Origin of the sequence: Peribacillus simplex NBRC 15720 = DSM 1321 (genome assembly GCF_002243645.1) — a bacterium.
Classification (GTDB): Bacteria; Bacillota; Bacilli; order Bacillales; family DSM-1321; genus Peribacillus; species Peribacillus simplex.
This window is the reverse complement of record NZ_CP017704.1, coordinates 5,189,383-5,215,711: the sequence shown is the minus strand read 5'-3', so window position 1 is coordinate 5,215,711 and position 26,329 is coordinate 5,189,383. Positions and strand designations below refer to the sequence as shown.

27 protein-coding genes are annotated in these 26,329 nt (G+C 41.7%); 1 reads left to right on the top strand and 26 read right to left on the bottom strand.

Annotated elements, in window-relative coordinates; genetic code table 11:
• Positions 1-12: 12 nt before the first annotated feature.
• From BS1321_RS25195 to BS1321_RS25180, 4 genes are read right to left on the bottom strand one after another with little or no spacing between them, the layout of a single operon-like run.
• Positions 13-633, bottom strand: coding sequence for a bifunctional 2-keto-4-hydroxyglutarate aldolase/2-keto-3-deoxy-6-phosphogluconate aldolase (locus BS1321_RS25195; RefSeq protein ID WP_063235034.1), 621 nt, complete (start codon positions 631-633; stop codon positions 13-15).
• Positions 634-646: 13 nt separating this feature from the next.
• On the bottom strand, positions 647-1,666 hold the full coding sequence (locus BS1321_RS25190; protein ID WP_063235035.1) for a zinc-binding alcohol dehydrogenase family protein: 1,020 nt from the start codon (positions 1,664-1,666) through the stop codon (positions 647-649).
• 8 nt (positions 1,667-1,674) lie between these two features.
• Positions 1,675-2,685, bottom strand: coding sequence for an ureidoglycolate dehydrogenase (allD, locus tag BS1321_RS25185; RefSeq protein WP_063235036.1), 1,011 nt, complete (start codon positions 2,683-2,685; stop codon positions 1,675-1,677).
• A 26-nt stretch (positions 2,686-2,711) separates the two neighbouring features.
• Complete coding sequence (locus BS1321_RS25180) at positions 2,712-3,668, bottom strand: sugar kinase (protein ID WP_063235037.1); 957 nt, start codon at positions 3,666-3,668, stop codon at positions 2,712-2,714.
• Between the two features lie 401 nt (positions 3,669-4,069).
• Here BS1321_RS25180 and BS1321_RS25175 point away from each other — a divergent pair, with 401 nt between their 5' ends.
• Entirely contained in the window at positions 4,070-4,987 is a 918-nt protein-coding gene (locus BS1321_RS25175; RefSeq protein ID WP_063235038.1) for a DMT family transporter, read from the top strand.
• A 371-nt stretch (positions 4,988-5,358) separates the two neighbouring features.
• On the opposite strand, the gene BS1321_RS25170 is transcribed toward BS1321_RS25175, so the two are convergent.
• The 22 genes from BS1321_RS25170 to BS1321_RS25070 all read right to left on the bottom strand — a co-directional run bounded on the left by BS1321_RS25170 (position 5,359) and on the right by BS1321_RS25070 (position 25,638).
• On the bottom strand, positions 5,359-5,997 hold the full coding sequence (locus BS1321_RS25170) for an urease accessory protein UreH (RefSeq protein WP_094246665.1): 639 nt from the start codon (positions 5,995-5,997) through the stop codon (positions 5,359-5,361).
• Complete coding sequence (gene larC2, locus BS1321_RS28450) at positions 5,994-6,470, bottom strand: nickel pincer cofactor biosynthesis protein LarC2 (protein WP_063235040.1); 477 nt, start codon at positions 6,468-6,470, stop codon at positions 5,994-5,996. Before larC2 ends, BS1321_RS25170 begins: the two co-directional genes overlap by 4 nt.
• The gene (gene larC, locus BS1321_RS28445; RefSeq protein WP_063235041.1) at positions 6,467-7,279 is read right to left on the bottom strand and encodes a nickel pincer cofactor biosynthesis protein LarC; all 813 of its coding nucleotides are present in this window, start codon (positions 7,277-7,279) and stop codon (positions 6,467-6,469) included. Before larC ends, larC2 begins: the two co-directional genes overlap by 4 nt.
• A complete protein-coding gene (gene larB / locus BS1321_RS25155) occupies positions 7,260-8,030 on the bottom strand; it encodes a nickel pincer cofactor biosynthesis protein LarB (RefSeq protein WP_063235042.1) in 771 nt (256 codons plus the stop codon). The genes larC and larB overlap by 20 nt, the downstream gene beginning before the upstream one ends.
• A complete protein-coding gene (gene larE, locus BS1321_RS25150; protein ID WP_063235043.1) occupies positions 8,027-8,842 on the bottom strand; it encodes an ATP-dependent sacrificial sulfur transferase LarE in 816 nt (271 codons plus the stop codon). The genes larB and larE overlap by 4 nt, the downstream gene beginning before the upstream one ends.
• A gap of 182 nt (positions 8,843-9,024) precedes the next feature.
• Entirely contained in the window at positions 9,025-9,174 is a 150-nt protein-coding gene (locus tag BS1321_RS27715) for a hypothetical protein (RefSeq protein WP_155726501.1), read from the bottom strand.
• A gap of 123 nt (positions 9,175-9,297) precedes the next feature.
• Positions 9,298-10,161, bottom strand: a complete 864-nt coding sequence (locus tag BS1321_RS25145; protein ID WP_063235045.1) for a fumarylacetoacetate hydrolase family protein — start codon at positions 10,159-10,161, stop codon at positions 9,298-9,300.
• Positions 10,162-10,175: 14 nt separating this feature from the next.
• The gene (locus tag BS1321_RS25140; protein WP_063235046.1) at positions 10,176-11,135 is read right to left on the bottom strand and encodes a C-terminal binding protein; all 960 of its coding nucleotides are present in this window, start codon (positions 11,133-11,135) and stop codon (positions 10,176-10,178) included.
• Positions 11,136-11,202: 67 nt separating this feature from the next.
• A complete protein-coding gene (locus BS1321_RS25135; protein WP_063235047.1) occupies positions 11,203-12,150 on the bottom strand; it encodes a U32 family peptidase in 948 nt (315 codons plus the stop codon).
• On the bottom strand, positions 12,147-13,058 hold the full coding sequence (locus tag BS1321_RS25130) for a dihydrodipicolinate synthase family protein (RefSeq protein ID WP_063235048.1): 912 nt from the start codon (positions 13,056-13,058) through the stop codon (positions 12,147-12,149). The genes BS1321_RS25135 and BS1321_RS25130 overlap by 4 nt, the downstream gene beginning before the upstream one ends.
• Positions 13,059-13,075: 17 nt before the next feature.
• Positions 13,076-13,336, bottom strand: a complete 261-nt coding sequence (locus BS1321_RS25125) for an enolase C-terminal domain-like protein (protein ID WP_063235049.1) — start codon at positions 13,334-13,336, stop codon at positions 13,076-13,078.
• A 24-nt stretch (positions 13,337-13,360) separates the two neighbouring features.
• A complete protein-coding gene (gene gucD, locus BS1321_RS25120; protein ID WP_063235079.1) occupies positions 13,361-14,830 on the bottom strand; it encodes an alpha-ketoglutaric semialdehyde dehydrogenase GucD in 1,470 nt (489 codons plus the stop codon).
• Positions 14,831-14,852: 22 nt separating this feature from the next.
• On the bottom strand, positions 14,853-16,010 hold the full coding sequence (locus tag BS1321_RS25115) for a UxaA family hydrolase (RefSeq protein WP_063235080.1): 1,158 nt from the start codon (positions 16,008-16,010) through the stop codon (positions 14,853-14,855).
• A gap of 4 nt (positions 16,011-16,014) precedes the next feature.
• The gene (locus BS1321_RS25110; RefSeq protein WP_063235050.1) at positions 16,015-16,314 is read right to left on the bottom strand and encodes a UxaA family hydrolase; all 300 of its coding nucleotides are present in this window, start codon (positions 16,312-16,314) and stop codon (positions 16,015-16,017) included.
• 11 nt (positions 16,315-16,325) lie between these two features.
• Positions 16,326-17,213, bottom strand: coding sequence for a fumarylacetoacetate hydrolase family protein (locus tag BS1321_RS25105; RefSeq protein ID WP_063235051.1), 888 nt, complete (start codon positions 17,211-17,213; stop codon positions 16,326-16,328).
• 31 nt (positions 17,214-17,244) lie between these two features.
• The gene (locus tag BS1321_RS25100) at positions 17,245-18,012 is read right to left on the bottom strand and encodes an IclR family transcriptional regulator (RefSeq protein WP_063235052.1); all 768 of its coding nucleotides are present in this window, start codon (positions 18,010-18,012) and stop codon (positions 17,245-17,247) included.
• Positions 18,013-18,072: 60 nt separating this feature from the next.
• Positions 18,073-20,277, bottom strand: coding sequence for a dihydroxy-acid dehydratase domain-containing protein (locus BS1321_RS25095; RefSeq protein WP_063235053.1), 2,205 nt, complete (start codon positions 20,275-20,277; stop codon positions 18,073-18,075).
• 64 nt (positions 20,278-20,341) lie between these two features.
• Positions 20,342-21,595, bottom strand: coding sequence for a nickel pincer cofactor-dependent isomerase, group 22 (locus tag BS1321_RS25090; protein WP_063235054.1), 1,254 nt, complete (start codon positions 21,593-21,595; stop codon positions 20,342-20,344).
• Between the two features lie 24 nt (positions 21,596-21,619).
• Positions 21,620-22,666, bottom strand: a complete 1,047-nt coding sequence (locus BS1321_RS25085) for a TRAP transporter substrate-binding protein (RefSeq protein WP_063235055.1) — start codon at positions 22,664-22,666, stop codon at positions 21,620-21,622.
• A gap of 60 nt (positions 22,667-22,726) precedes the next feature.
• Entirely contained in the window at positions 22,727-24,004 is a 1,278-nt protein-coding gene (locus BS1321_RS25080) for a TRAP transporter large permease (protein ID WP_063235056.1), read from the bottom strand.
• The gene (locus BS1321_RS25075; RefSeq protein ID WP_063235057.1) at positions 24,001-24,573 is read right to left on the bottom strand and encodes a TRAP transporter small permease; all 573 of its coding nucleotides are present in this window, start codon (positions 24,571-24,573) and stop codon (positions 24,001-24,003) included. The genes BS1321_RS25080 and BS1321_RS25075 overlap by 4 nt, the downstream gene beginning before the upstream one ends.
• 36 nt (positions 24,574-24,609) lie before the next feature.
• A complete protein-coding gene (locus BS1321_RS25070) occupies positions 24,610-25,638 on the bottom strand; it encodes a TRAP transporter substrate-binding protein (RefSeq protein WP_230162922.1) in 1,029 nt (342 codons plus the stop codon).
• Positions 25,639-26,329 lie beyond the last annotated feature (691 nt).

Sequence of the window (26,329 nt, the reverse complement as noted above, 5' to 3'; positions counted from 1 at the left end):
CATGCACCTCCATCATTCCGCAATTTTCTGCATGTATTTTCTGCTTAACTCCACTGCGGCCTCATAGCCGCCATTCTGATAGGCTTTGTTCAAGTCACTGCCGATCCCGATTGCTACCGCGCCTCCATTAAGCCAGTCCTTCATGTTATCCAAATTAATTCCGCCGGTTGGCATGATCCTTACATTGGGCAGTGGACCATTAACTGACTTGATGAAAGAAGGTTCGAAATGGTTTGCCGGAAATAACTTTAAAACATCACAGCCCGCTTCCAATGCCGTAGCCATTTCTCTAATTGTCATGCATCCAGGCATATAGGGAATGCCGTATCGATTACAGAGTTCTGCTACGTCATTGACAAAATAGGGACTGACGATGAAATTGGCGCCAGCTAAAATCGCATGTCGTGCCGTTTCAGAATCAAGTACCGATCCTGCTCCTAAAAGTGCATCCGTATTTTGCAGTTCTTTGAAAGCTTCTTCAATTCCCGGTGTTGTATACGTCAATTCGATTGCCCGAACACCACCTTCCACAGCTGCTTTAGACAGTTGTGCCGCCTCCTTTGCATCCTGTCCCCGGATAACTGCAACAACTTTCGTTTCCGTTATTTGATGTATGATTGAATGTTTATCCATGTTTCCTACCCCCTTAATTAAAAACGATGATCGCTTTTCGAACTTGTTCGGGATGATTTTCAACAAAATTAAATGCTTCCTGGATATCATCGAGCGAAAATGTATGGGTAACTAAACCTTCATGTCTGAGTTTGCCTTCATTCAAAAGTTTAACCACTTTTGGAAACTGGTCGGTTTGCAATCTAGATCCTTTCACAGATACTTCCTTTTTAGTGATTGGTAGCTGGGAAACCGATGAAGGACGTTCATCAAAACCGAGTACCACAATCCGCCCCGCCGTTGACACAACATCAAAGGACAATTCAAATGTCGTCGGCAAGCATACTGCATCAATGACGACGTTGGCACCTTCGCCATTCGTCCATTCTTCTACTCGTTTTTGAACATCTTCTTTTCCCGCATGGACGATGATATCGGCGCCGCTTTCTTTAGCGAATTCCAAACGCTCATAACTTAAATCCGTGATCATCACTGATGCTCCTTGAAGCTTTGCCATCTTTAATATGCAAATTCCAATAGGCCCAGCTCCCTGGATAAGAACGGTTTCCCCTTCCTCCACTTCGCCTCTCCAAACGGCCTGTGCGCCAATTGTGTATGGCTCAGCCAATACTATTTCTTCCCAGGCTAAAGCGGAATCCACAACATGTAATTGTTTCTCGGGAAGGACGAACCATTCCCTCATCCCACCATCTTCATGCACGCCAAAAACGGAAAGTTTTTCACAAACATTTTGGCGACCTTTACGGCAAGCGTAACACTCTCCGCAATAACTGATAGGCTCAACAACAACGTGGTCCCCCACTTTTATGTTGGCAACACCTTGACCTATCTCCACAACTTCTCCTGCTACTTCATGCCCAACGACCCGCGGCAGCGTTGCAAGAGGATTAGTACCATGGTAAATATGCATATCCGATCCACAAATTCCGACTCTTTTTACTTTTACAAGGACATCCGTCGAATTCGAAATCCGGGGTTTTTCCACTTCTTGAATGATAAGTTCATGAGCTTTCCGTACTTGAACCGCTTTCATTTTTCCACCTACTTTGTAAGAAATTCATAAACACTTGATGCTATCGTAATACCTTGTTTCAGGTTTTTTTCTTCATTGATTTGTTCAATCTCACCTGGTACATATACCCGATCGAACCCTGGAGCAGGTTCAACCTGTTGCAGCTCTTCGATCATTTGATCCATTTGCTCTAAAAATATATCAGTATCCGTAAAGAACGAAGGATTAATTACACAAAAATAATGTCCCAGCTTCCGTTTCTTATCAAGATCGTCATACATTTTCCCAATGTGCGGGCCAAATGCCGCACCGGCCAATAATCCAGAAAACACATCTACAATTACAGATAGACCATAGCCTTTCGGGCCTCCGAAAGTGGAAAGAGAGACGACTTTATTCGGGTCTGTGACCGGAGCTCCATTTTCATCCACTCCCCATCCTTCAGGGATTTCCTTTCCTTCTTCGCGTGCCTGGAGGATTTTCCCCAGCGCAACATTGGATGTTGCCATATCAAGAATAAAGGGTTTCTTCGTTTTGGCAGGAACTCCGTAAGCGATTGGGTTTGTACCAAGAAATGATGTTTTTCCTCCGAACGGGACCACAATTTTATCGGTATGTGACATCGCGATGCCAATCAACTTTGCATCAGCAGCTTTTTGAACGAAATAGCTTAGTGCTCCGCAATGGCTGCTATTAACAGCAGTCACCATGCCCACGCCATTATTTCGGGCCATTTCGATTGCATGGTCCATGGCCACGTCGCCAATCACATGCCCAAAACCATCATCTCCATCAACTACACCGGTAACAGGCCCTGTCTTTTGAAAGGAAATCTGTGCATCGGGATTTATGCCTCCTGCCTGTAAACGGTTCACATAATGCTCTGTTCGCAAAACACCATGGGAATTGACATTTCTGAGATCGGCATGAACCAATACTTCCGCGATTTTTCCTGCATTTTCTTCATTTAAACCCACTTTGGTCAGCTGTTGTATGACTAATCGTTTTGCTTCCTCGGCTTGTATCGTTACTGTTGCCATTTTCTCCCCTCATTTCTTTCAGTCATCTATCTTTCTATAACAGCCTCATTCTGTATGAAAGGCTTTACTTCATCCAAATATGGTAATCCTTCATTGTCCCCTGCAACAGTGGTGACAAGAGCTCCTACACCATTTGCGAATGTCAATCTTTCATCAATTGATAAGCCATGAAGATATCCGTAAATATAACCGGCATCATAACCATCTCCCGCACCAACAGTATCTACAGGTATAACAGGGAAGGCTTCTTTTTCATGCCATTCATTTTTGGTATATAGTTTTGAACCATGTTTCCCGTCCTTGATGACAAGCTGTTCAATATCATTCACCTTTGCGAATTCCGCCAATAATTCTTTAGAGTCAGTTCCGATGATCAATCTTATTTCATCTAAACCTGTAAGCAAAATATCAACATATGGAAAAATATTATAATAAACTGATCTAGCTTCCTCGATGGACCATAGCTTTAAGCGGATATTCGGATCAAAAGAAACAGGTATATTTTTTTGTTTTGCAATCTCCATTACCCTCTTGGCAATATCCACATTTTTGGGATCTATAGCCAAAAATACTCCAGTAAGGTGGACTATATCAATCTCTTCAAACATCTTCTCTGTTATATCTCCCGGCAATAAAGTTAAAATAGGAGATTGGTAGCGGTAATAAAATGTCTTTCCGGAACCATCTTCCCGAATTTCTTTAAAGTTAAGAGATGTTGGATATCCATTTACATAGGCAACATCACTCATGTCCACGCCTTCCCCACGAGCGAAATTATATATAACTTTACCGAACTCGTCCTTGCCTAAACGGCTTATCCATTTTGCCCGCATGCCAAGCCTTGCACAGCCAATCGCAAAATTCAGTTCAGCGCCTCCTACCTTTCGCTCAAAACGGGTAACGAATCTTAAAGGTCCTGTCTCTTCGGGATTTAGCGTAATCATGGCGTCGCCCAGCGTTAAAACACCATATTTTGATGACAATACAGTACCTCCTTCTTTCGAACAATCACAAATAAAAACAAAAACATTTGATCATATCACTTTCATTGCTTCATTGCTAAATCGATTTAGTTAGTTACTAAACCGGTTTGGTAAATCATAAGGAAATTGTAAATGAAAACCCTACCAAAAACAATAGAAAAGTTTGATAATTTGTAATTTTATTTTTATTTAATGTTTTTCATATTATATTTCAGCTAAATTTATGATAAAAAAACCATATTAAGGTAAGTGGAAGGGGTTATTTCTTCCCTTTTTATTAATGATTAATAATTTCTGATTTTTCATCCTATGGATTTCAATCAAATTTTACTCTTTGCTATTAATTTGGAGAAAGTTGTATAATATATCAATTGTTAAATAAGTTTGAAAGGTTGTTTGGAATGAGTTTTTTGAGAATATACATCTTACTTACCGGAATAATGATCACATGGGGGTTAAATGTCTCAGTTATTAAAATTTTAGTTGCGAATACGCAGCCCGTAACAATAACTTCTTTGAGAATTTTTACTGCATCCCTTATAGTCATTATTATCCTTTTCTTCTTTGGATTAATACGTCTTCCTAAAAAAAGTGAACTTTTTTACGTTTTTGGAGGAGCATTTTTGAGTGTCGTTTTTCATCATTATTTTTTAGCTGAGGGATTGACGAAGACTTCCGCCTCGAATGCTGGACTGATTTTGGGCATGGGGCCAATATTGACGGTCATCTTGACCATGATATTCTTTCGTAAAAAACCCACTTTAATCCGGCTTCTTGGCTTTATATGCGGTGCTTTAGGTGTGAGTTTTACCGTTATGGCAGGAAGTGGAGGACTTCATTCTATTAATCTGGGAGATGTGGATATTTTACTTTCCATTCTTTCACAGGCATTGAGCTTCATACTCATTAATAAAGCCTCAAAAACAATGGATCCACGATTACTAACCGGCTACATGATGCTTATCGGGTCTTTTATTCTTTTTGCCATCAGCTTATGGAAGGAACCAGAGGGCTTATCTTCGCTGGCAACAGCACCGCCATCCATCTGGGGAGCTTTCTTATTCTCCGCTATTTTTGCCACTGCCCTGGGGCACATGAGCTATAATTATGCCATTGGTAAGGTAGGCGCAGCTGAATCATCCATATTTCTTAACTTAAACACCTTATTCTCTTTGTTAGGGGCAGCATTTTTCCTTAATGAAGCCATCGTGCCTGCACATTTCATTGGACTTATCTTCATTGTTTCAGGAGTATTGCTTGGCTCGGGTGCAATTGAAATATGGATTCTCCAAAGGAGAAATAAACGTATATCTGCCTAGCGGCTACAGCAAAACCTCGTTTTCGTGACTTTTTTTTAAAAAAAGGCTCCTATGACACTACCATTCCTAAAAAAATGGCTTAGCAGTGTCATAGGGTCTTATTATATATGTCTATCCTATCCTATCCTATCCTCCATCTACAGATAATAATAAACCTTGAAACATTATTGCAGAATAATAATTAGAGATTCATATCAGTTACAATATACCCCGAAATTTACATGGACATGTCCATTGAAGAATGCCCATTAAGACAAGCCTTTTGTCAGTTGTGGCCCTTTTTTTCTGAGAATTGATGAATTAATAAATATAAAAGAGACTGTCTATGGGTTACAGACAGCCTGAGATTACAGTCATGCTTATAAAGTAAATCAATTAGCCCAGAGCGCAAACAAGCCTTCTGCTACACCCAATTTGTATATATAATAAAGTCCGAATGCAAAACTTATAGCTCCTGCCAGTTTGATGAATATTCGGTTTAAAACGATGTCTTTTCCATTCAAAGCAAACGGTATGCCTAGTAAAGTTGTAAAGCACAACATGCCAATAATAGTCCCTGCGCCAAATATAATAATATAAATGGATCCTTCGCCTATACCGGTTACGGTCGACATCGTTAGGATGACCATTGCGGCACTGCCCGCGAGACCATGGACGAACCCAATTAAAGCAGACACCACAAAAGGACGAAATCGAACTTTATCGTTCGTGATATTATGGCGATTTTTAAACAAATTTTTCGCCCCTAGCATAACAAGCATAATACCAACGCCAAATTCCAGCGTCATGCTTAACGACTCCGGAATTTCCCCTTTCATCCAAATGAACAGCATCCCTATAAGAAACAGCGTACATGTATGGCCTATTCCCCAATACACCCCCGTCAGAGTGGAACGCGATAATTTTTTCGTATTTCCTGCCGTGGTTGCTACTGCAATAACGTGATCCGGCTCTAACGAATGCTTTATCCCCAATAGGAAGCCTAATGAGAGAATTGACACCAAACTCATTTCTCTACCACCTCCCCGAGACACTTCCATACTTCTTCATACACCTGTTTAAGCGGTATATTGTTCTGTACGGCAATTTTACGGCAATCTTCATATTCAGGTGCCTGCTGCATGGGCAAACCCCCATGGAACCCTCTCTTTATCGTCACTTCTCCCCATTGTGTATGTACAGTGAAAAAAGATCGTTCGAGCCTGTGCACGGTAAGAGGATGGTAGCGTATACCGAGCGTCGTCGTTTCGGCAAATAATATCTTTTTCATTTTCAAAATCATCTGCTGTGAACAGAGAAGTTGCAATAACACCCCCGGTCGATTTTTTTTCATAAAGATTGGCGTATAATATACATCATTTGCTCCTGATTCAAACAGCAAATCCATTACATGTCCAAGCCATTCACCGGAAATATCATCAAGATTCACTTCCATTTTTACCATTTGTTCATCAAGATGCTCATGATCAGGTGGTCGGTTCATTGAATTTCCCCAATGATAATGCGAAGGACGTTCGGATGATTTTCAAATGTTTTTGTTCCCGCACCATAGCCAATCGATTCGACAGTCATGGCTGGAAGCGAGCCAAATGTTTCAGCTAAAACTGCCGCGATGGCAGCACCGGTCGGCGTTGTCAATTCAAATCGAATATCGTTTGATGCAATCGGTACCCCCTTTAATATTTCAAGAGTGGCAGGTGCAGGAACAGGATATATGCCGTGATCAATATGTATATGTCCAGATCCAGTTGGAATGGCTGATGACTGAACTGATTCAATACCTAGCTGATCGATTAAAATTGCAGCTCCGATTATATCTATTATTGAATCTACTGCTCCTACCTCGTGAAAGTGAACTTTTTCAAGAGGAAGCCCGTGTATGTGCCCTTCCGCTTCACCAATCTTCTTAAAAATGGCTAGTGACCTGTTCGTTACCGATTCATTAAAGTTTGCCTCATTGATAGCCTCCACAATTTGTTTGTAGGTACGACTGCCATGATGATGGTGAAGCACATGGCTATGGTTGTGTTCGTGTTCATGACTGTGTTCGTGTCCATGACTGTGGCTGTGTTCATGTGTTTGCTCTGATTTACTGGTAAGAATGACATCAAATTTAGTACTCGTAATGCCATTTTTGACGACCTTCCCCCATGACAGATTATATTCTTCATCTATGTTCAGCTTTTTTAACTCTTCTTCCATTTGTACAGGGTCTGCACCTGCATCAATCAATGCACCAATAACCATATCTCCGCTTATGCCGGAAAAGCAGTCAAAATATAAAGTCCTCATCACAATTGACCTCCCTCTTATGTACAAGTTTGTATATAATCGCTGCATTGTAGGCTGCACCAAATCCATTATCGATGTTCACCACACTTACACCCGATGCGCATGAATTGAGCATCGATAACAGTGCCGATAAACCGTGAAAATTAGCACCGTAACCAATACTTGTCGGCACAGCAATAATTGGATTCGTGACAAGGCCACCTAAAACACTTGGAAGTGCCCCTTCCATCCCCGCGACACAAACTGATACCGTAGCCCCTCGTATCTCGTCAATATTATCAAGGAGGCGGTGCAGTCCAGCAACACCAACATCGTATATACGCCTGACTGGAATACCTAGTGTTTCGGCCGTCACGGCTGCTTCTTCAGCAACGGACAAATCTGATGTCCCGGCGCACACAATTGCAATATATGAACCAACAGATTTAGGTTTTTCTTTAACCCATGCAAGTGTTCGTGCCATATCGTTATACTCAAAATCACTACATTCTTTTTGTACAAATACTGCTTTTTCCGGAGAAATACGAGTCACAAGTACAGAATCATTCCTTGCCCGCAGTGATTGTACAATCGTTAAAATTTGTTCAGCTGTTTTCCCTTCTCCAAACACAATTTCGGGAAAGCCTTGTCTTCTCTTACGATGATGATCGATTTTTACAAACCCTAAATTTTCATAGGATGCAAGTTTTTCCTTTGCTTCCGCGACTGTCAATGAACCCTTTTGAACCAGCTCCAAAATATCGTCAATCATAGCATTTCTTCCTTTTTAAGCGCTATATTCATACTTCCGCTTGTATAGCCCGTGAGATCCATTGATACATACTTATAACCAAATTGCTTCAGCCGTTTCGTGATCGCCACATGGTATTGAAGCACTCGCGGCATATCATCGGGTTCAACTTCAATTCGGGCAGTATCCTCATGCGTCCTGACTCTTACCTGATGAATATCCAATGATTTTAAGTAAGCCTCTGATTTATCCACTTTGGTTAATTTTTCCTTCGTAATGATATCGCCATATGCTATTCGTGAGGATAGGCAAGCAAATGACGGTTTATCCCAGGTTGGCAAACCGGCTTCCTTGGACAATGCTCTTATTTCTTTTTTGAATAAATTGGCTTCTAGAAGAGGTCCCCTGATTCCTTTTTCTTTAGCTGCTTTCATGCCTGGACGAAATTCGTTTGCATCATCAGCAATAACTCCATAAATAATATTATTAAAGTCATATTCTTCAAGTATAGGAAGCAGGTGGTCAAATAAACTACTTTTACAAAAGTAACAGCGATTTTGATTATTTGATGTATATCCAGGAATGGCCAATTCCGAAGTTTGAATGACACGATGGTTGGCACCAATCCATTTTGATAGCATAAGGGCTTCTTTCAACTCACTCGAAGGATAGGTTTCCGAATCTGCTGTAATGGCTAACACATTATCATAACCCAAAGTATCAATCGCGACTTTTAGCAAAAACGTGCTGTCCACCCCTCCTGAAAAAGCGACCACAACCGACTCCATTTTTTGGAGAATACCCTGCAGATTTCTGTACTTTTCTATTAACATAGCACTTTTCCCCTTTCTGGTTTGTCTGAATTTATCTACTGTCCACCAGCAATAACATCCTTGATGGACTACTAAAAGAATGAACGAGATACATCAAATTGGTCGGAAAGGAGGAAATAACACACCATCCATACTTTCAGCCAGCGCCTATGAACTGACATTCATTTAAGCGACGGACTGCTTTAACTTTTTTGTACGATAGCCGAGAATTTTTTTGCCGTTTCTGCCAGCCTGTTGTAATCTTCATCTGTAATCAATTTCGCAGGATTGATCAATGAACCGCAAGTCCCGCCGCGATGGCCCCTGCCTAAAAAAAGAAGCGAGGTTTTCAAGGTTGACACCGCCAGTTGGCATAAGAGGGATGTGAGGAATCGGCCCTTCTTCATTCGGTGTAAACACTGTCATTGTTTCTCCGATAGTTACAACATCCATGTCATCATCTTCTTTCTCTCTTGTCAGGCTTTTACGTAGTTAGAAAGCGTGCCGATTCTCTCAATACTGACGTTCATCCGGTCACCGTTTTTCAACCAGATTTTCGGATTACGTCCCATTCCAACGCCAGGTGGTGTACCTGTTGCAATCAAATCACCTGGCTTTAGTGTCATGGACTGTGATAAAAATGATATGATTTTCGGAACCGTAAAAATTAGGTTGCTTGTATTTGAATCCTGCATAATTTCACCGTTTAGTTCAAGCGAAATCGCTAGATTGTGAGGATCACCCACTTCTTCATGTGTAACGACAACAGGTCCAAATGGAGCAAATGTGTCCGCCGTTTTGCCTCTTGACCACTGGCCGTCCTGAAATTGCAAATCTCGGGCGCTAATATCATTCATAATCGTATAGCCAAAGACGTAGTCATACGCTTCTTCTTCTGACACATGTTTCGCTTCTCTTCCAATGACAAACGCAAGCTCTGCCTCAAAGTCGACCTCGGTTGAATTAATTGGGATTTCAATCGCATCATTATGTCCGGCAATCGCATTCGCATATTTTGAAAAAATGACCGGCGAATCTGGCGGCTCCATCCCGGTTTCCTTGCAATGATCAAAATAGTTAAGTCCTACGCAAATGATTTTATCCGGCTTTGCGATTGGCGGCAGGATCTTTACTTCTGACAGTTTGAATATTGCATCGTCATTTACCCGTTGCTCGATTAACTGTTCAGCACGTGAACGCAATTCGCTGCCTCGTTCTATAAATTTTTTCATACAAGAAGGAAATTCTTCTGGACCGAGAACCGTTAAGCTAATAATTTGATCATCTTGAACAATGCCGATGTGCTGTTCGGTTTGCACGGAAAAAGTCGCTATTTTCATATTTTTCCCCTTTCTTAGGTTAATGCGTATGGTGTTTTTTCTCCTTTTAAGACCTGAACGATATTTCTTGCTGCTTTTTGACGAAGTTCAACCATCGCTTCCTCAGAATACCAGGCGCTGTGCGGTGTAATGATGACATTGTCCATTGTGAGTAGCGGGCTATCGATGCGGACTGGCTCATTTTCTGTCACATCAAGTGCTGCACCTGCAATTATCCCTTTTTCAAGTGCATAGGAAAGTGCTTTTTCATCGATTATCGGTCCACGTGCCGTGTTAATGATGACCGCATTACTTTTCATTCGTTTAAGGCGCTCCTCATTGATCAGGTGGTATGTATCATCAATTAAGGGCACATGGATCGACAAATAATCGGCTTCGCCTATAATTTCGTCAAGATCCATTTTTTGAACCCCGACAGCAGCCATGTCTGCCGCCGATACGAAAGGGTCGTAAGCAGCAGTTTTAAAACCGAGCGGTTTCACCTTTTCAATCAAACGGCGCGGAATCCGGCCAAAGCCTAGAACCCCAACAGTTTGCTCGTTAAAACGATGAATCGGTACACACACTTTAAAGTCCCAGTTACCTTTTTTCACTTCCTTGTTTAACAGTGTCACTTTCCGCGCCGACGAAAGTAAAAGTGCCAATGCATGATTCGATACTTCTTCCATGCCATAATCCGGTACATTGGCGACAGTAATCCCCTTTTCCTTAGCCGCATTGAGATCAATTGTATTGACGCCAACACCATAGCGGGAAATGATTTTGGTGTTCTCAAGCGACTCAATGACTCGGCGTGAGATAGGAGCATATTGATTTAAGATTGCATCCGCTTCTTTTGCCTTCTCCATTACTTCTTCTTCCGTTTTGCATTGCGCTTTGATGAAATCGATATCCAGTCCGCTTTCTTGAAAAACCTCTTCTTCATATTGCAAATGCTCAAATTCGTAATCCGTTAACAATATTTTGAAGGTCATTTGGGCTCCACTCCTTAATAGTAATAAACACCGGAATATCAGAGGGGATCACTCTCATTAAAATCATCTATTTTGCTGCTGCCTTTTCGATTTTCGCAATTCCGAGTCCTTCTGCACCGAGTTTCGATGTTTTTGCTTCTGGAAAGTATCGTTCGATCATTTGAATACCAATTGCGGCACGGCGTACACGTTCTTGAGCGAGTGAGATGTTCGTACTTTCCCATTGTTTCCCTGATGGGTATACATCAGGGTGATTACGTAGACCAAATTTGATGTATACAGGCGCCAATACACGGATAATTTCTGGTATTTCATAATAGCGAAGAAAGCCGCCGAAGGTATCCGGCACTTCAACGTATAAATCAATTGGAATGTTTATTGATTGTCGGATCGCTGCAAGTTTAGACAGCGTTAATGCAGGTGGCACGTTGTAGGTATCCGCTCCGATGTCTTCCATTAATTTAACGGATACTGGATTGGCTGAACCCATTTGAACCGATACTTTAACAACAAAGTCTTCCGGAAGCTGTCCGTATTTTTTCATTTCTTTCGTTAAAAGAAGGAGTCCTTCATCCGCAACTAACGCACCGCGAAGACCAAGTGCAGCTCCTCTTTTCAAGTCTTCCATGGCATAAACAAGCTGGTCCGATCCTTCATGGCGGATTCCCTGAGATTTACCTCCTGGCGTAAGCGGTCCCGCACTGACATCCCATGAACCCCTGGGACCGACAAACAAACTCAGCTCCATTCCGCGCTCTGCTGTCATTTCACACATTTCTTTAATTTCTTCATCCGTTTGAAGCATGATGCCGCTTCCCTGAGATATTCGGTGAACAGTCAAACCGAGGCGGTCAATTTCTTTCAATGTTTCTTTTAGGGCAGCTGGACCTTCAACACTTGGTAGTTCAATGCGGTATTGAGCGCCATCTGGAAATGTTTTCTTTGATGTAGGCAGTTCTTTAAGATCAGTAGATGGGTAGCCTAATTGTTCGAGCAAGTCGCGTGATTCTTTCATTTTTGGACGCCTTCTTTCATATCTATATTTTTTAAGAGAGCAGCTACTTTGTCACTCAAATCAGCAGGGTATACATCGCATGGTGGACGGTGTCCTGCCGCAATGTCAAACCAGCGCTGATGAACGGCTTCTTTCATGGCTGTAAAAAATGTCGGACCGTAATTGTACACATCCATCAGTTTTGAAATCACTTGATGATTTTTCTGTGCTTCTGCAAGATCACCTTTATGATACGATTCATATAAATGAACGGATATTTCCGGGGCAAATACAGCGCTTCCATTAATGCTCCCAGCTGCACCAATCATTTGAGCCGGAAGCAAATGCTCGTCAAACGCAGAGAAGACTCGAAAATCACTGCGAACTTTCTTAACTTCCGCCAGCACTTGACGAAGGTGGCCAAAATCACTGACCGTCTCTTTAATACCTGCAATGTTAGAATGATCTACGGCTAATTTTTTAATCAATTCGATTGATAAATTTTGTCCCGTCAAGAGCGGGATGTTATAAATGAAAACTTGCAAATTAGTATGATTCGCTACGCTGGAAAAATGCCGGTATAATTGCTCGTCAGACAGCTTCCAGTAATATGGGTTGACTACGAGAACGCCGTTCGCTCCATGCTCTTCTGCATAAGAAGTCAGTTCATGCACCTCTTTTAATGCGGTATGACCGACTCCGGCCATAACTGGCACTCGTCCGTTAATGTGCTTTATCATTTCGCGTACGTATAATTTTCTTTCTTCTGTTGTAAGTGATGAGAACTCACCTGAACTACCCATTAACAAAATACCGTCAATATTCCGTGAGATTAATAGGTCGATATACCTTCTGTTCAGCGCCATATCTAAGTTCCCCGTTTCATCAAATAAGGTCACTACCGGTGGAATGATGCCATGAAAGTCCATTATTTTTCCTCCTTTTATTACCATTCAGCGATAATTCCGTCTTCTTTACGCCAAATTGGGTTTTTCCAATCATGTCCGGTTTCTGCTGCCTGCTTCACTTTTTTCTCAGCAATATCCACCCCAAGACCCGGTTTATCCGGAATGTTCACATAACCATTTTCATAATCGAATAATTCTGGATTTTTCATATAATCGAGAATGTCCTTGCCTTCGTAGTAATGAATACCAAGGCTTTGCTCCTGAATAATGAAATTTTTGGAAGGAAGAGAGATTTTCAAACATGGAAACCTCCCTTGCACTTGTTAAGAACCTTTAATAAAAACTGTTTTTATGGCAGTATAAAATTCTTTCGCAGCTTCACCTTGCTCTCGCGAACCCGTGCTCGATGCTTTCATGCCTCCGAATGGAGCTTGCAACTCTACGCCCGCGCTTTCTGCGTTAATGCGGACAAGCCCTGCTTCAATTTCATCAATGAATTCCAGAATTGAGCTAATATTTGATGTAAAGATTGATGCACTCAATCCGTATTTCGTATTATTTGCCAAGTCAATCGCTTCGACAAGATCGGTTGCTTTTATAAGCGCGATAACTGGCCCAAAAATTTCTGCCTGTGCAATCTCCATTTCGGACGTCACGTCTTCAAAAATCGCTGGTGTAATGAAAAAGCCTCTATCATAGTCTCCGCCAGTTAATATCTCCCCGCCATGTATGAGTTTTGCGCCCTCCTGCTTGCCTTTTTCAATGTACTCTGTCACCGTATTGAACTGGCTTTCGCTTGCACATGGGCCCATCCAAATACCTTCTTGAAGACCGTTGCCGACTGTAATTGCCGCTGCTGCTTTTACCAGTTTTTGTTTGAATTCATCATAGACCAATGATTCAACAACAACACGACTTGAAGCTGTGCATTTCTGGCCGGAGGAACGAAATCCACCGCTGATGACCGCCTCGACAGCTTGGTCGATGTTCGCATCTTTCGTTACGATGACTGGATTCTTGCCACCCATTTCAAGCTGGTATTTTATCCCGCGGGCGGAAGCTGATTTTGCGACGCTCTGACCGACACTTTCAGAACCGGTAAATGTGATCGCATTTAAATGCGGATGATCTATGAGTCCTTGACCGATGATCGACCCCTTACCGGTAATGAAGTTCACTACGCCCTCAGGGAAGCCTGCTTTGGTGAAGCATTCCATCACTTTCGCTGCTGTAACGGCACCCTCCGTAGCGGGTTTCCATACGATTGAGTTGCCATATACAAGAGCAGGAGCCATTTTCCAAATGGGAATTGCAACCGGGAAGTTCCATGGCGTGATTATCCCGACAACACCAAGTGGGGTGCGTTTCGTAAACATTAGGGCATCTTTATCGGATGATGGGATAACATCTCCGTCTTTCCGCATCCCTTCCCCAGCATAGTAACGCAGGATTGCAACACCTCGTGCCGTTTCACCTTTTGCTTCCGGTAACGTTTTACCCATTTCGCGAGTCATGGTTTCGGCAATTTCATCTAGATTTTCTTCCAATATATTGGCCGCTTTGAAAAGGATTTGTCCACGGGCAGACTGCCCGAGCCTGCGCCAATCACTCTTTGCTTTATGCGCAGAAGCTACAGCTTTGTTCAAGTCATCTTCCGTTGAGCTTTGAACGTAGCCAACCGGTTCTTTGTCCGCAGGATTAATGCTTTCGATTGTATTTCCAGAAGATGCACTCACCCACTCATTATTAATGAAATTTTTATATGTTTTCGTTGCAAATGTAGTTGATATCATAATCTTTAGCTCCTTTTTCGTTTTAGAATGTCGGTCCAATTCTCCATATACCAAAGTCATGCTGCTTTAAAATCTCCGCTTTTGTTAGTTTTCCGTTTGAAACATGTTGAATTTCTTCCATAATTCGCCTGCCCACTTCATCAACAGTTTCTAAACCATCGACAATCGTACCAGCATTTAAATCCATATTTTCATTCATCCTGTCAAACATTGGTGTATTAGTTGAGATTTTTATGACGGGTGATATAGGAGAACCCGTTGGCGTGCCTCTTCCGCTTGTAAAGAGAACGATTTGGGCACCGCCTGCGACCATTCCCGTCAATTGCTCAATGTCGTGGCCAGGCGTATCCATCCATACGAGCCCTTTTTTTGTGGGCACCTGGGCATAATCAATGACTTCTTCAAGTCTGGTTGTGCCTGATTTTGTCGCTGCCCCCAGTGATTTTTCTTCAAGTGAGCTGAGACCTCCCTCAATGTTTCCCGGACTCGGATTTCCGGTGCGGATGTCTACGCCCATTTGTATCGAGCGGTCTTCCATCATTTTAATAACTGCATAAGCTTTTTTGGCTACCTGGTCGTTTACCGCCCGGTTAGCGATCAAATGCTCTGCACCGATGAGTTCAGTCGTTTCCGCTAATATTGCGGTTCCCCCCTGCTGAACAACCAAATCGCTTGTACGTCCGACTGCGGGGTTAGCCGATAAGCCGGAGCATGCATCCGACCCACCGCATTCTGTGCCGACAATCAGCTCGCTAAAATCACATAATTCCCGTTGCACCATCGAGGCATCCTGGACCATTTTGACCGCAATTTTAGCTACTTCGGCAATGGTTTGAAGAGTGCCGCCATGATCCTGGATCGATACAGTTTCCACTGGTTTACCGCATTTGGCAATTTCATCTCCAATGCGGTGCGCCTGATGTGTTTCACAGCCAAGTCCGAGTACTATGACACCGTATACATTTGGGTTCATGCCCATTCCGGCATAGGTTCTGGCCGTTTGATCATAATCAGTGCCCACTTGAGCACAGCCATGCTGATGAATGAATGTGACAGTTCCGCTCACCAATTCTGTGACGCGCTGAGCTGTTTGAGTTGCACATGTTATCGTTGGCAAAATCAGTACATGATTCCGGACACCGACGCGTCCATCCGGACGGCGGTAGCCCCAAAACTGCATTTTTTCATTCAGCAATTTTGTCACCCCTTCCTCTTTTACCTTCTAAATTGTGTACATGAACATGTGCACCAGCGGGAATAAAAGCTGAGGCTGCACCTATGACTTCCCCATATTTAATTATGTCTGCTCCTTGTTCGATGGATTTGACTGCGAACTTATGTCCAAAACGAATCGGTTCAAGAATGGATACAACAAGTTCTTCAAGCCCAGTCTTCACAACTACTGATGTGTTTTCAGGGATTTCGGATAAAGCGACAGCTACACTATCTTTAGTACTTAAGTAAAGTGTTTTATATTCGCTCATTTTGTCACCCCTTAAATTGTTTGGACTGCTTTACTTTGGATGACCGGGTTGTTTAATACTCCAATCCCTGGTATTTCAATTTCGATTCGGTCATCGCCTTTCAATGTAAATTCATTTGGCGGAACCACGCATGTACCTGTAAGTAAAACTGATCCGTCAAAAACAGTGTTATCTAAAACTAAATAGTCGACAAGCTCTTCCAATTTTCGTTTCAGTTGGTTTACTTTCGCTTCACCTTCAAATACTTTTTCTTCATTTCGATAAATACGGCACATGATTTTAAGTTCATATGGATCCGGAACAGCCTCTTTTAACAAGATGGCCGGTCCAATGGAGCAAGAATTTTTCCATACCTTTGCTTGTGGAAGATAAAGCGGATTTTCACCTTCAATATCTCGGCAGCTCATGTCATTACCTGCGATATATCCGAGTACCGTTCCCTCTTTATCGATGACAAGACCAAGCTCCGGCTCCGGAATTTGCCATTTTGAATCTGAACGCAAGTATACCGGATCATTCGGGCCCACGGTTCTTGCTGCAGTCGATTTAAAGAAAATCTCTGGACGCACTGCATCATAAACTTTGTCATAGAATGTTTGGCGGTCCAGCTTTCCTTGCGTCGCTTCGTAGTTACGTGCTTCCTTGCTTTTTTTATAGGTAACGCCAGATGCCCATACTTCCGGTGCGTCGATAGGTGTTGTTAATTGAAGACCTTCCAATGGCCGCTTTTCCCCTTCGTCGGCAATTTGTTTTACAATGTCAAACGCTGTTCTGTTATCAAGACGTGCCGTTGAAATCAACGACATAAAATCCGTAAATGGAAGGTCCACCACATTGTTTTCGTTTGTCACGGCAGCAAGTTGTTTCTTATTTTCTTTTACATAGCGAATAATTCTCATTTTATAGTTCCTCCTATATAGCAGGCCTCATTTATATTTTTTGATATTCATAACCGAGCTCCTGCGAAATTTTACTGCTGCATTCCTTTAAGAGACGTACATAATACTCATGTGTTTCTTCGTTTACTTTCGATGCTGGCATCGATACACTCATTGCTGCGATTACCTTTCCTGAATAATCTTTTATCGGTACAGCCAGACAGAAAATGCCCGGTTCGTTTTCTTCATTATCCATTGAATAGCCATCAATGCGTGCTTTTTCGATTTCCGCTAAAAACTGCTCCTTGGATCTAATCGATCTTTCGGTCGGTCCCGTATAATCATAGCCGTCCAAGAGCAAATCCAGTTCACTGTCCGTTTTGGTTGCAACAAGAGATTTGCCAACAGCACTCGTATGAATCGGAACACGCCGGCCAATACGGGAATAAAGGACCGTTACCCCCGTACCCTCCACTTTATCGACATAGACACCTTCCTGACCGTCTAATATGACAAGGTGCAGCGTTAAATTCGTTGTTGCTGAAAGCCATTCAAGATGTTTTCTTGCTACGTTGCGCAAATCGAGATGGGTCACAACAACGCTTCCCCTCTCCAATAGCTTTAAACCTAGCGAGTATTTTCCATTTTCTTCGCCTTGTGAAATATAGTGATGCTCCTGTAAGGTTTTTAATAGTGAATGAACCGTACTTTTATGTAAATTCATTCGTTTACTTATCTCTGTGATAGTTAATGCGCGCTCACGCTCATCAAATAAATCCAATATTTTCAAGGCACGCTCCACCGATTGGATGATAGGCATCGTTCCTCACTCCTTTTATTCTGTCTACCTTTATCTTATCGGATTTATGACGAGCATTCCTCATTTTATTTCTACTTTTTTTCCTTGGAGTAAAATATCCTTTTCATAACCAAGTACCGCATCCTCAATGACAGCAATTGGGACAACACCATTTGCTGCATCTGTATGTCCAAACATCCTGTTGCTGGCCGCAACCATTTTTTGTCTCACTTTCATACGCAGCTTGCGTTCAGTCGCCAATGATTTTCTTTCTTCTTTAAAATGATCCGCAAAATCATGAACAACCTTACCTGAATGAAGTTGAGTGGAATCGACAAAATCAATCCGTCGATCACGAAGCTGAAGGTGAATTACATCCCCTGATTGAAGTAAGCCAATGCCGCCACCTTCATACGATTCCGGTGTCATATGTCCTATAGCAGCACCATATGTGACCCCTGAATAGCGGCCGTCGCTAATGATTGTAGCGATTTTTTTCATAACACGATTTGCATTGATGTGTTGCATTGGTGTAAACATTTCCGGCATTCCGAATGCCACTGGCCCCTGCCCTGAGATAATAACCGCAATTTTCAATGTGCCTTCTTCAACCATCCTGTCAAATAACTCCCCATAGGTAGCGGCTTTTATAAGAGACCATTCCAGCTTATTGTTGTATTTAAGAGATTCGAGCAATAGATTATGTTCGAAAAGTTTTTGCTCTTTTATTTTTGAAAGCAGATTTGAATCGAGCAGGCTTTTATTTGCATCATCTTCATTTTCGTAATAAAGGACAAATGCCAGCTTATCATCGAATTGGTCAAGCTGTGGTGTCGGCATTCCGCTGATTTTTACAACGGCGCTTTCAAAGAAGTTTCCTTTTAATACATCAACACCGCTGAATCCACGGCGTGGATTGGATAAAATGACCTGATTTTTCTTTACATTCAACGCTTTTAGGCTACTTGTAATCGAAAGACGTTCTTTCCAAGTTTTTGCTGCGACAGTCGGCGCATCCTGATCCATTGGTACACCATTCTCAATAAGTTCATAAAAAAGTGTTTCCATTCCTCTGCTTGTCCCGCTGCAACACTGCATCGCAAGTGAATAAATGTCCCTTCCTTCTGTCAAACTGTAATCAAATAAGTCAGGAATGGGATGTGAATGATGAATGCGGTCAAGGTCCCATAAGCTGAATTTGAATCCTGCATAAAGCATGCCTGCGACAATATGCATCATTAAGTTAGTAGAACCACCCGAAGCGCTATGAATACGGATTGCATTTTTTATATTCGCAGCGACAATGTTGGCCACGCCGTAGCGCTCTTCGTTTATCATGCCGGCAAAGCTATCAAGCACCGAGTTAATCTGGCGTTGTGTTGGTGGATCGGTTAACAGCTCCACGGCTGGATGAACGAGACCCATGCCTGCCACTAAATGACGTGAACTATTCCCCGTACCATTGAAGGCACATACACCTCCCTGCCCGTCACATGTTGCGACAGCAAGTCTCATTTCAAAATATTTATGCTGTTCCTTCGTCAATATTCCTCGTTCGTAGGCCCGTTCAAACACGCCCTGAAATGCAGTATTCGATGAACATTGCAATATATATGCCATCGTATCTCGTAAATCAACGGCTACATCAGTAGCTCCTTTACTTTCCGCTTTTTTCGCAAGAGTTTCCAATTCTTCAATTACGTCAGCTGGAATCGAACCGCCTTCTAATACATGAGCAGGTGCGAATGTTGCGAAAAAAGGTGCTTCACCACGGTTTCGGCGAACACGATCAACATGTGCGAGTGCACTTACAACACCAAGAGGCTGCTTATCACACCCCTGAATGACAAATGCACCATGATAACTGTGAGCTTCTAGCTGGTTGACAACCATTTGTGCAACCGCGTTTCGGCTCTGGAGAGAGTAACTCATTCCTTGATTGTTTTGCGCAGTGCCATCACACATTACCGGTGTCGAGAAATGAAACGGCACGCCGCCGTTTTGCCAGATGCGGATTGCTGCCCGTGCCGACGTTTGGTAATCCATTATATGGGCCGGATGATCGGACGAACCACCGATAATTGCGATACGCGGGGCATTCCTCTCTAGCCGCATATAAATTTCTTCAAGCGTCCAATCAGGCTTGCCCCCTTCATATGTGGAGCCAAGCGTCAGCTTCGAACGGTCCAATAGACCCGCAACCGTAATGGGTTCATTTGCTTTTCCCTGTACATTATCGCGGTAAGGGTTTATTTCGTTATCAATTAGTGGATATAGGTGTGTCATTTCAGCACTCCTTTTCTGATTTCAAATGAATTCTTCCATTCTCTAAAAATATTAAAGAAGGTTTTTAGTCTAGTGCCAATTCTTCTGGTTCAGAAAGGATCTCTATATTATTTTTGTTTTTTAAAGCTTCTTCCATCATGCTTTCAGAAATCCAAATTTCACCGATTTCAAGCGTGTTTTTTATTCTTACTACTCTCACTTTATTCAAATCGAAGGCATTGCACGTTTTGATAGCAGCTTTAACAGCCAATTCCTGCGTATCTAAAAACATCGGGAGCTTTACTACATCTGTCACTGTGCTTGTGAGTGCATTGGCATAGCCTTTTTCCCATTCGATTTCATTCATGACGGCCTTCGTCGTCATATCAGCCATGCCGATGCCGTTTGCATTACCGTGAGTTTTTTCAGTAAGTCCTAGTACAACGGTCCGTTTAACGTCTGGCCCCCCGGTAGCATATGGAGTGGCGAAGTTACCCGTAATATTCGGATCCATTCCATCACCCGAAATGTCCTTTCCGAGTTCATTTACAATAAGTACGTCCATCGAATCGAAATGTATTTTTGGCATCAATGATTTTGCTTCAAGCAATAGGCCCGGCTCCACTTCCTCCAGTTCCTCTGCTGGGACTGCGACGATTTTCGCTGGTTTATCATAGGCATTTTCAATAGTCGCAAGACCAAATATGATAGGAGCTTTCGCTAAGGAAATTTTCGCCATTTCAGGGACATGTTCCGCCATATACTTAAAGCTGTATGCATGTGCAGCTTCGGCTCCCTTTTGCTTACCTAAACCGATTGTAATCATTTTCATAAGTCCGCTTTCAACCGGTCCACGAAATGCCGTATGTGGTTTTATCCGATTAATGACTATGATTTTATCCGATTCATATGCAAGCTTATCAATATAGACAGGGAGCCCATTTGGCAATTCATCCAGTTTAATAACTTCCATCGATGACATGATTGGCGCTCCAACCGCTTCTTCTGAAATACCCAGCTGAAGCAACACATCGATTTGTCCTTCCGCTGTAGCACCCCCATGGCTTCCCATTGCAGGGACTATAAAAGGATTGCCACCAGCCTCCATAACGGCCGATACCGTTTCTCTTACTAATATAGGAAGGTCCGCTACCCCTCTGCTTCCTACTGCAATTGCCACCCTGTCATCTTCATTTATTCTTGATAAGACACCTGCTTCTTTTATCGCCTTCTTCACCTCACGAGCTACATCAGCGATTTGAGGTGTGCGAAATTTCTGTCTCACTTTGACCATTTTCGGTAATTGGATTTCACGTAAAAGTTCAGAGATAATATCCATTTTCTATCCTCCAAACAGTCTGGATTATTTACCGCGTACTTTTTCAACTTCGCTCATCATTTCTTCTACTAGATCCTGACCAAATTTCTGAGCATATTCGTCCGTCACTGGTTGGATGACTTTCTTCATTTTTTCAATTTCTTCAGGCTCTACTTCATTGATTTTCATACCTTCTTCTTTTAGATACTTAAGTGCTTTTTCATTTTCTTTTTGGTTAACTTCCCGTTGATACTTTCCAGCCTCTTGTGCGGCCTCACTCATGATTTTTTGCTCTTGTTCTGATAGGTCATCCCAGAACTTTTTACTTACAAGGAATACAAATGGTGTATAAACATGATTTGTAAGACTTAAGTAGTCTTGCACTTCATTATATTTTTGCGTTTGAATTGTTGCGAGTGGGTTCTCCTGCCCATCAACAGTGCCAGTTTCCAACGCAGTAAATACTTCAGAGAAGGCCATCGGCGATGGATTCGCCCCTAACTTTGAAAATGCATCTAAATGCACTTCATTTTGCATGGTACGAAGTTTAAGACCTTTGAAATCATCAGCCGTTTTAACCGGATGTTTACTATTGGTTATGTTTCGGAAGCCGTTTTCCCAGTATCCCAAACCTACTAAATCATGTTCCGGTAATTTATCCAAAAGTTTTTTGCCTACTGCACCATCAAGTACTGTATAAGCCTCCTCTTCATTATTAAAGACAAATGGGAAGTCATAAATTCCAAATTCCTTAATCATACCAACAAGTGGAGAAGTTGAAGGCACAGTTACTTCCTGTAAACCGCCTTGAAGTGCTTCTGTCATTTTCTGATCATCTCCAAGAGTGGCATCAAAGAAGTTTTTGACTTTCATTTTCCCGCCGCTTTTTTCTTCAAGCAGTTCTTTAAATTTTTCCATACCCTGCCCTTGTGGGTGCATTTTACTATTTCCGATTCCTGCTTTGATTGTTCTTTCCTGTATACCGTCAGCTGTAGCGCTTTCATTTTGTCCGCTTCCGCAAGCACTTAATAGTAGTATTGAAGGCAGTAAAACTCCAACCGCCAAACGTTTGAACAAATTATTCATTTTCATTTTCCTCCTATAAAATAAGATGAATATCAGCATACAGACCTAATTACTTGTTTAATTCCGTTAGGAGGTAAACCAATCTAGAGGAACCATTACTAAGGAAGGAAACAATATCAACAAGATCAATACAATTACTTCCACGAGCAAGAAAGGCCAAATCCCCTTCATGATTTCTTCCATACTGATCTTACTTATGCCGCACATGACATTTAAAACGGTTCCGACCGGAGGTGTAAGTAAACCGATGGCATTATTCAGGATAAACAGGACACCAAAGTAAACTGGATCAATACCTGCAGCGACCACCAATGGCATCAAGACAGGTGTTAGAATAAGGATCGTCGGCGTCATATCCATAGCAGTTCCAACTACGATAACCAATAAGTTTATCATTATTAATAGAAGGAATGGATGATCCATAAATGGCTCCAGCAATCCAATTACCTGACCAGGTAAATCGGCTACAGTTATCAGCCAGGATGACACGAGTGCTGCAGCGACCAGAAACATGACAACACTCGTCATTTTTCCTGCATGAACAAAGACCTCATACAAATCTTTCACTTTCATTTCGCGATAGATTACAAGTCCGACAAATATTGCGTAGACTGCAGCCACCACTGCCGCTTCAGTCGGTGTGAATAAACCGAATTTCAATCCACCAATGATAATGACGGGCAGGAATAGTGCCCAAATGCCTTGACGAAGAGAAGTAAGTATTTCTTTTGCTGAAGCTCGAGGGTTTACGGCGACTTTATCTTTTCGTGCAACAATGGCCCAGGTAACCGTAAGTCCAACCGCTAGTAAAATACCTGGAACGATTCCTGCCATAAACAGCTTTGTAATGGACACACCACTCGCGACACCGAAAATGATAAAGCCAATACTTGGCGGAATAATCGGGGCAATGATACCACCAGATGCAATCAACCCACTTGACCGGTTCACATCATAACCAGACTTCACCATCATTGGAATTAATATAGCCCCAAGCGCTGCTGTATCGGCAACGGCAGATCCTGATAAACTCGCAAACAACACACTCGCAATGATTGCAACATAGCCAAGGCCTCCCTTGATATGACCAACCAAATTCATTGCCATCTCAACGATACGCCGTGATAAACCGCCCCGATTCATCGCCTCTCCTGCCAGCATAAAGAACGGTATAGCCATTAGAGGAAAATTATCCGCGCCACTGATTAGATTTTGTGCGATAATTTGACTATCAAAAATACCAAGGAAATACATTAAAACTACGCTACTCACAAGTAAGGCAAAGGCAATAGGTATTCCAAGTCCCATGGCTCCCAGTAAAGATCCGACAAATACACCTATCATCCCTGTTTCTCCTCCTTGCCGATCCTAATATCTGAAGCAAATTCATCAGTATGGAGAGAAATTAGCTCTTCTGACTCACTTATCATCACCAATTCTTCGTCTTTAATTTTATTGAAGAAAATCCGATACAAATTGTAAATGATCATGCTGCCCATTGAAACACTCACAAGAATACCTGTCCCATATACAAATGCCAGTGGCATGCCGGTGGCTGGTGCAGTACTATCAATGTTTATCAATGTCATTTTCCAGCTACCATCCAGAATCAGGAGAAGAACGAATAACATCATCAAATCACTAATAACAAGAACCACTTTTTTCATCTTATTCGGGAGCCGTTTGATGACCATGTCGACACCTAAGTGTTCTTTGTTTTTGAAAGCTCCGATTGCGCCGAGGAACGTCAACCAAATAAATAGATACCTAGACATTTCTTCTGACCAGGTAATCCCTGAATTAAAGAAATAACGAAGAACTACATTACCAAACACAAGAACAACCATAATTGCTAACGCAGCTGCCATAATAATGTTCAACGAATTTTCTAAGGTTCTGGAAATTTTATTCACCTATACATCTCCCCCTTCCTATCTAGAACGCCTGCTTCATTCTGCTTTTATTTTTCCGACCAGCTCCTCCGCCCAGTCATTTTCTTCAAAGACTTCATCATAAACAGGTTGAGATGCTTTTAACATTTTTTGTGAAAATCCTTCGTCAGGCTTAGTAAATTTGATTCCATTATCCTTAAGATATGCTTTGTCATCTTCATAACTTTTTTCCATCAAATCAAACTCATATGCTGCCGACTCTTTTGCTGCTTTTTGAATGATCCTTTGTTGCTCCTTTGTTAGACCTTTATAGAATTTGCTATTGATAATGTAAATATTGGGGCTGAACATATGCTTGGATTCTAGTACATCACTTTGAACTTCATTCCACCCCGAGGATCTCAGCGTGGCAATGGGATTATCTTGAGCATCAACTACCTTTTGTTCAAGTGCGGTAAAAACTTCTGAAATAGGTAATGGACTAACGTTTGCCCCCAATGATTCACCTAATTTTATGTAATTCGGGATGTTCGGCATTCTGAGTCGAAGTCCATCAAAATCTTTCATACTCTTAATTGTACGATTACTCGAAAACATCCTAAATCCATTTGCACTCCATGCGAGCGGTGTCACTCCATGTTTTGGATCAAGCTCTTCTGTCAATTCATCTCCGATAGGTCCATTCAATACCTTCTTTACATGATCGTAATCCCTAAATAGGAAAGGCCATTCCGGAACACCCATTTTCGGAATGTCCGCCTGCATAATTAGTCCTGGAACACCCATTTCAATCGTTCCGTTTCTGACGCCGTCATAAAATTCTTTTTCTGCACCTAATGTACTGTTCGCATAAATCCGAACCTCTAGTTCACCGTTACTCTCCTTTTCTACTATTTTTTTGAATTTTTCTCTCAAGGCAATGTTTTGAGGGTGATTTTCAGCAAAATAATTTGCCACTTTAATTGTTTTCTTTTCAACTCCAGATCCACTGGTCTTTTCTCCCTCACCTCCACCACATCCTGATAAAAGTAATGCCATTGCAAGAGTTAAGCTTGTGGAGAATACAAAAAGCTTTCTTTTTTTCAATAAAAACCCTCCCAATAGTTTTTTGTAAGCGTTATCATTTATGACTGATTTTAAGAACTTCTCCTCACCCTTGTATAGCCAAAGTTAAATTGTTTTATATTATAAAACTCCGTTTTTGTTTTATTCGGAGTAAGGAAAACACTTCACTTCTAATTGCGTTTCACAAGTTAATTCATGACTTTTTAAACAATTACTTTTAATAGAATGAAGGGTTAACTTGTTCTATAATATAAAACTCTGTTTTTGAATTTGAAATCTTACGTTGATTATAAGCTTCCATTTTTACTAATGTCAAACCATTTTTTGAATTTTATAACAATTTAACAAATGCTCTATTTTTCACTTTAGAAGATCAACATTTATTAATCTTATCCTTTCGAGTCAAGATTTATAGAATCAGAACGGGAAAGATGATTTTTTTCTATACTAAGATATTTATAGGATAGAAAATCAAACATAACAATAAGATTTCCTTAAAATACATTCCTCTCAATTTAGCTTTTAGTCGGGAATTTTTGTTTTTCCTGCTGAAAAATCTGTCTTTAGGAATTACTTTACTTTCTTTGGTAGGGCGACATAATTCGAATACAATTCCATTATCTCGTTTATAGTTTATTTCATTATCAACCCTACTCTACGAGAAAAAGAATGGCCCTTTTAATCAAAATAAAGTAAAGATATAAATACATTT

Coding starts and splice junctions, on each gene's coding strand:
- BS1321_RS25195 (WP_063235034.1), bottom strand. CDS start 633: ATGGATAAACATTCAATCATACATCAAATAACGGAAACGAAAGTTGTT.
- BS1321_RS25190 (WP_063235035.1), bottom strand. CDS start 1,666: ATGAAAGCGGTTCAAGTACGGAAAGCTCATGAACTTATCATTCAAGAA.
- allD (WP_063235036.1), bottom strand. CDS start 2,685: ATGGCAACAGTAACGATACAAGCCGAGGAAGCAAAACGATTAGTCATA.
- BS1321_RS25175 (WP_063235038.1), top strand. CDS start 4,070: ATGAGTTTTTTGAGAATATACATCTTACTTACCGGAATAATGATCACA.
- BS1321_RS25170 (WP_094246665.1), bottom strand. CDS start 5,997: ATGAGTTTGGTGTCAATTCTCTCATTAGGCTTCCTATTGGGGATAAAG.
- larC2 (WP_063235040.1), bottom strand. CDS start 6,470: ATGAACCGACCACCTGATCATGAGCATCTTGATGAACAAATGGTAAAA.
- larC (WP_063235041.1), bottom strand. CDS start 7,279: ATGAGGACTTTATATTTTGACTGCTTTTCCGGCATAAGCGGAGATATG.
- larB (WP_063235042.1), bottom strand. CDS start 8,030: ATGATTGACGATATTTTGGAGCTGGTTCAAAAGGGTTCATTGACAGTC.
- larE (WP_063235043.1), bottom strand. CDS start 8,842: ATGTTAATAGAAAAGTACAGAAATCTGCAGGGTATTCTCCAAAAAATG.
- BS1321_RS25145 (WP_063235045.1), bottom strand. CDS start 10,161: ATGAAAATAGCGACTTTTTCCGTGCAAACCGAACAGCACATCGGCATT.
- BS1321_RS25140 (WP_063235046.1), bottom strand. CDS start 11,135: ATGACCTTCAAAATATTGTTAACGGATTACGAATTTGAGCATTTGCAA.
- BS1321_RS25135 (WP_063235047.1), bottom strand. CDS start 12,150: ATGAAAGAATCACGCGACTTGCTCGAACAATTAGGCTACCCATCTACT.
- BS1321_RS25130 (WP_063235048.1), bottom strand. CDS start 13,058: ATGGACTTTCATGGCATCATTCCACCGGTAGTGACCTTATTTGATGAA.
- gucD (WP_063235079.1), bottom strand. CDS start 14,830: ATGATATCAACTACATTTGCAACGAAAACATATAAAAATTTCATTAAT.
- BS1321_RS25115 (WP_063235080.1), bottom strand. CDS start 16,010: ATGCAGTTTTGGGGCTACCGCCGTCCGGATGGACGCGTCGGTGTCCGG.
- BS1321_RS25110 (WP_063235050.1), bottom strand. CDS start 16,314: ATGAGCGAATATAAAACACTTTACTTAAGTACTAAAGATAGTGTAGCT.
- BS1321_RS25105 (WP_063235051.1), bottom strand. CDS start 17,213: ATGAGAATTATTCGCTATGTAAAAGAAAATAAGAAACAACTTGCTGCC.
- BS1321_RS25100 (WP_063235052.1), bottom strand. CDS start 18,012: ATGCCTATCATCCAATCGGTGGAGCGTGCCTTGAAAATATTGGATTTA.
- BS1321_RS25095 (WP_063235053.1), bottom strand. CDS start 20,277: ATGACACACCTATATCCACTAATTGATAACGAAATAAACCCTTACCGC.
- BS1321_RS25090 (WP_063235054.1), bottom strand. CDS start 21,595: ATGGATATTATCTCTGAACTTTTACGTGAAATCCAATTACCGAAAATG.
- BS1321_RS25085 (WP_063235055.1), bottom strand. CDS start 22,666: ATGAAAATGAATAATTTGTTCAAACGTTTGGCGGTTGGAGTTTTACTG.
- BS1321_RS25080 (WP_063235056.1), bottom strand. CDS start 24,004: ATGATAGGTGTATTTGTCGGATCTTTACTGGGAGCCATGGGACTTGGA.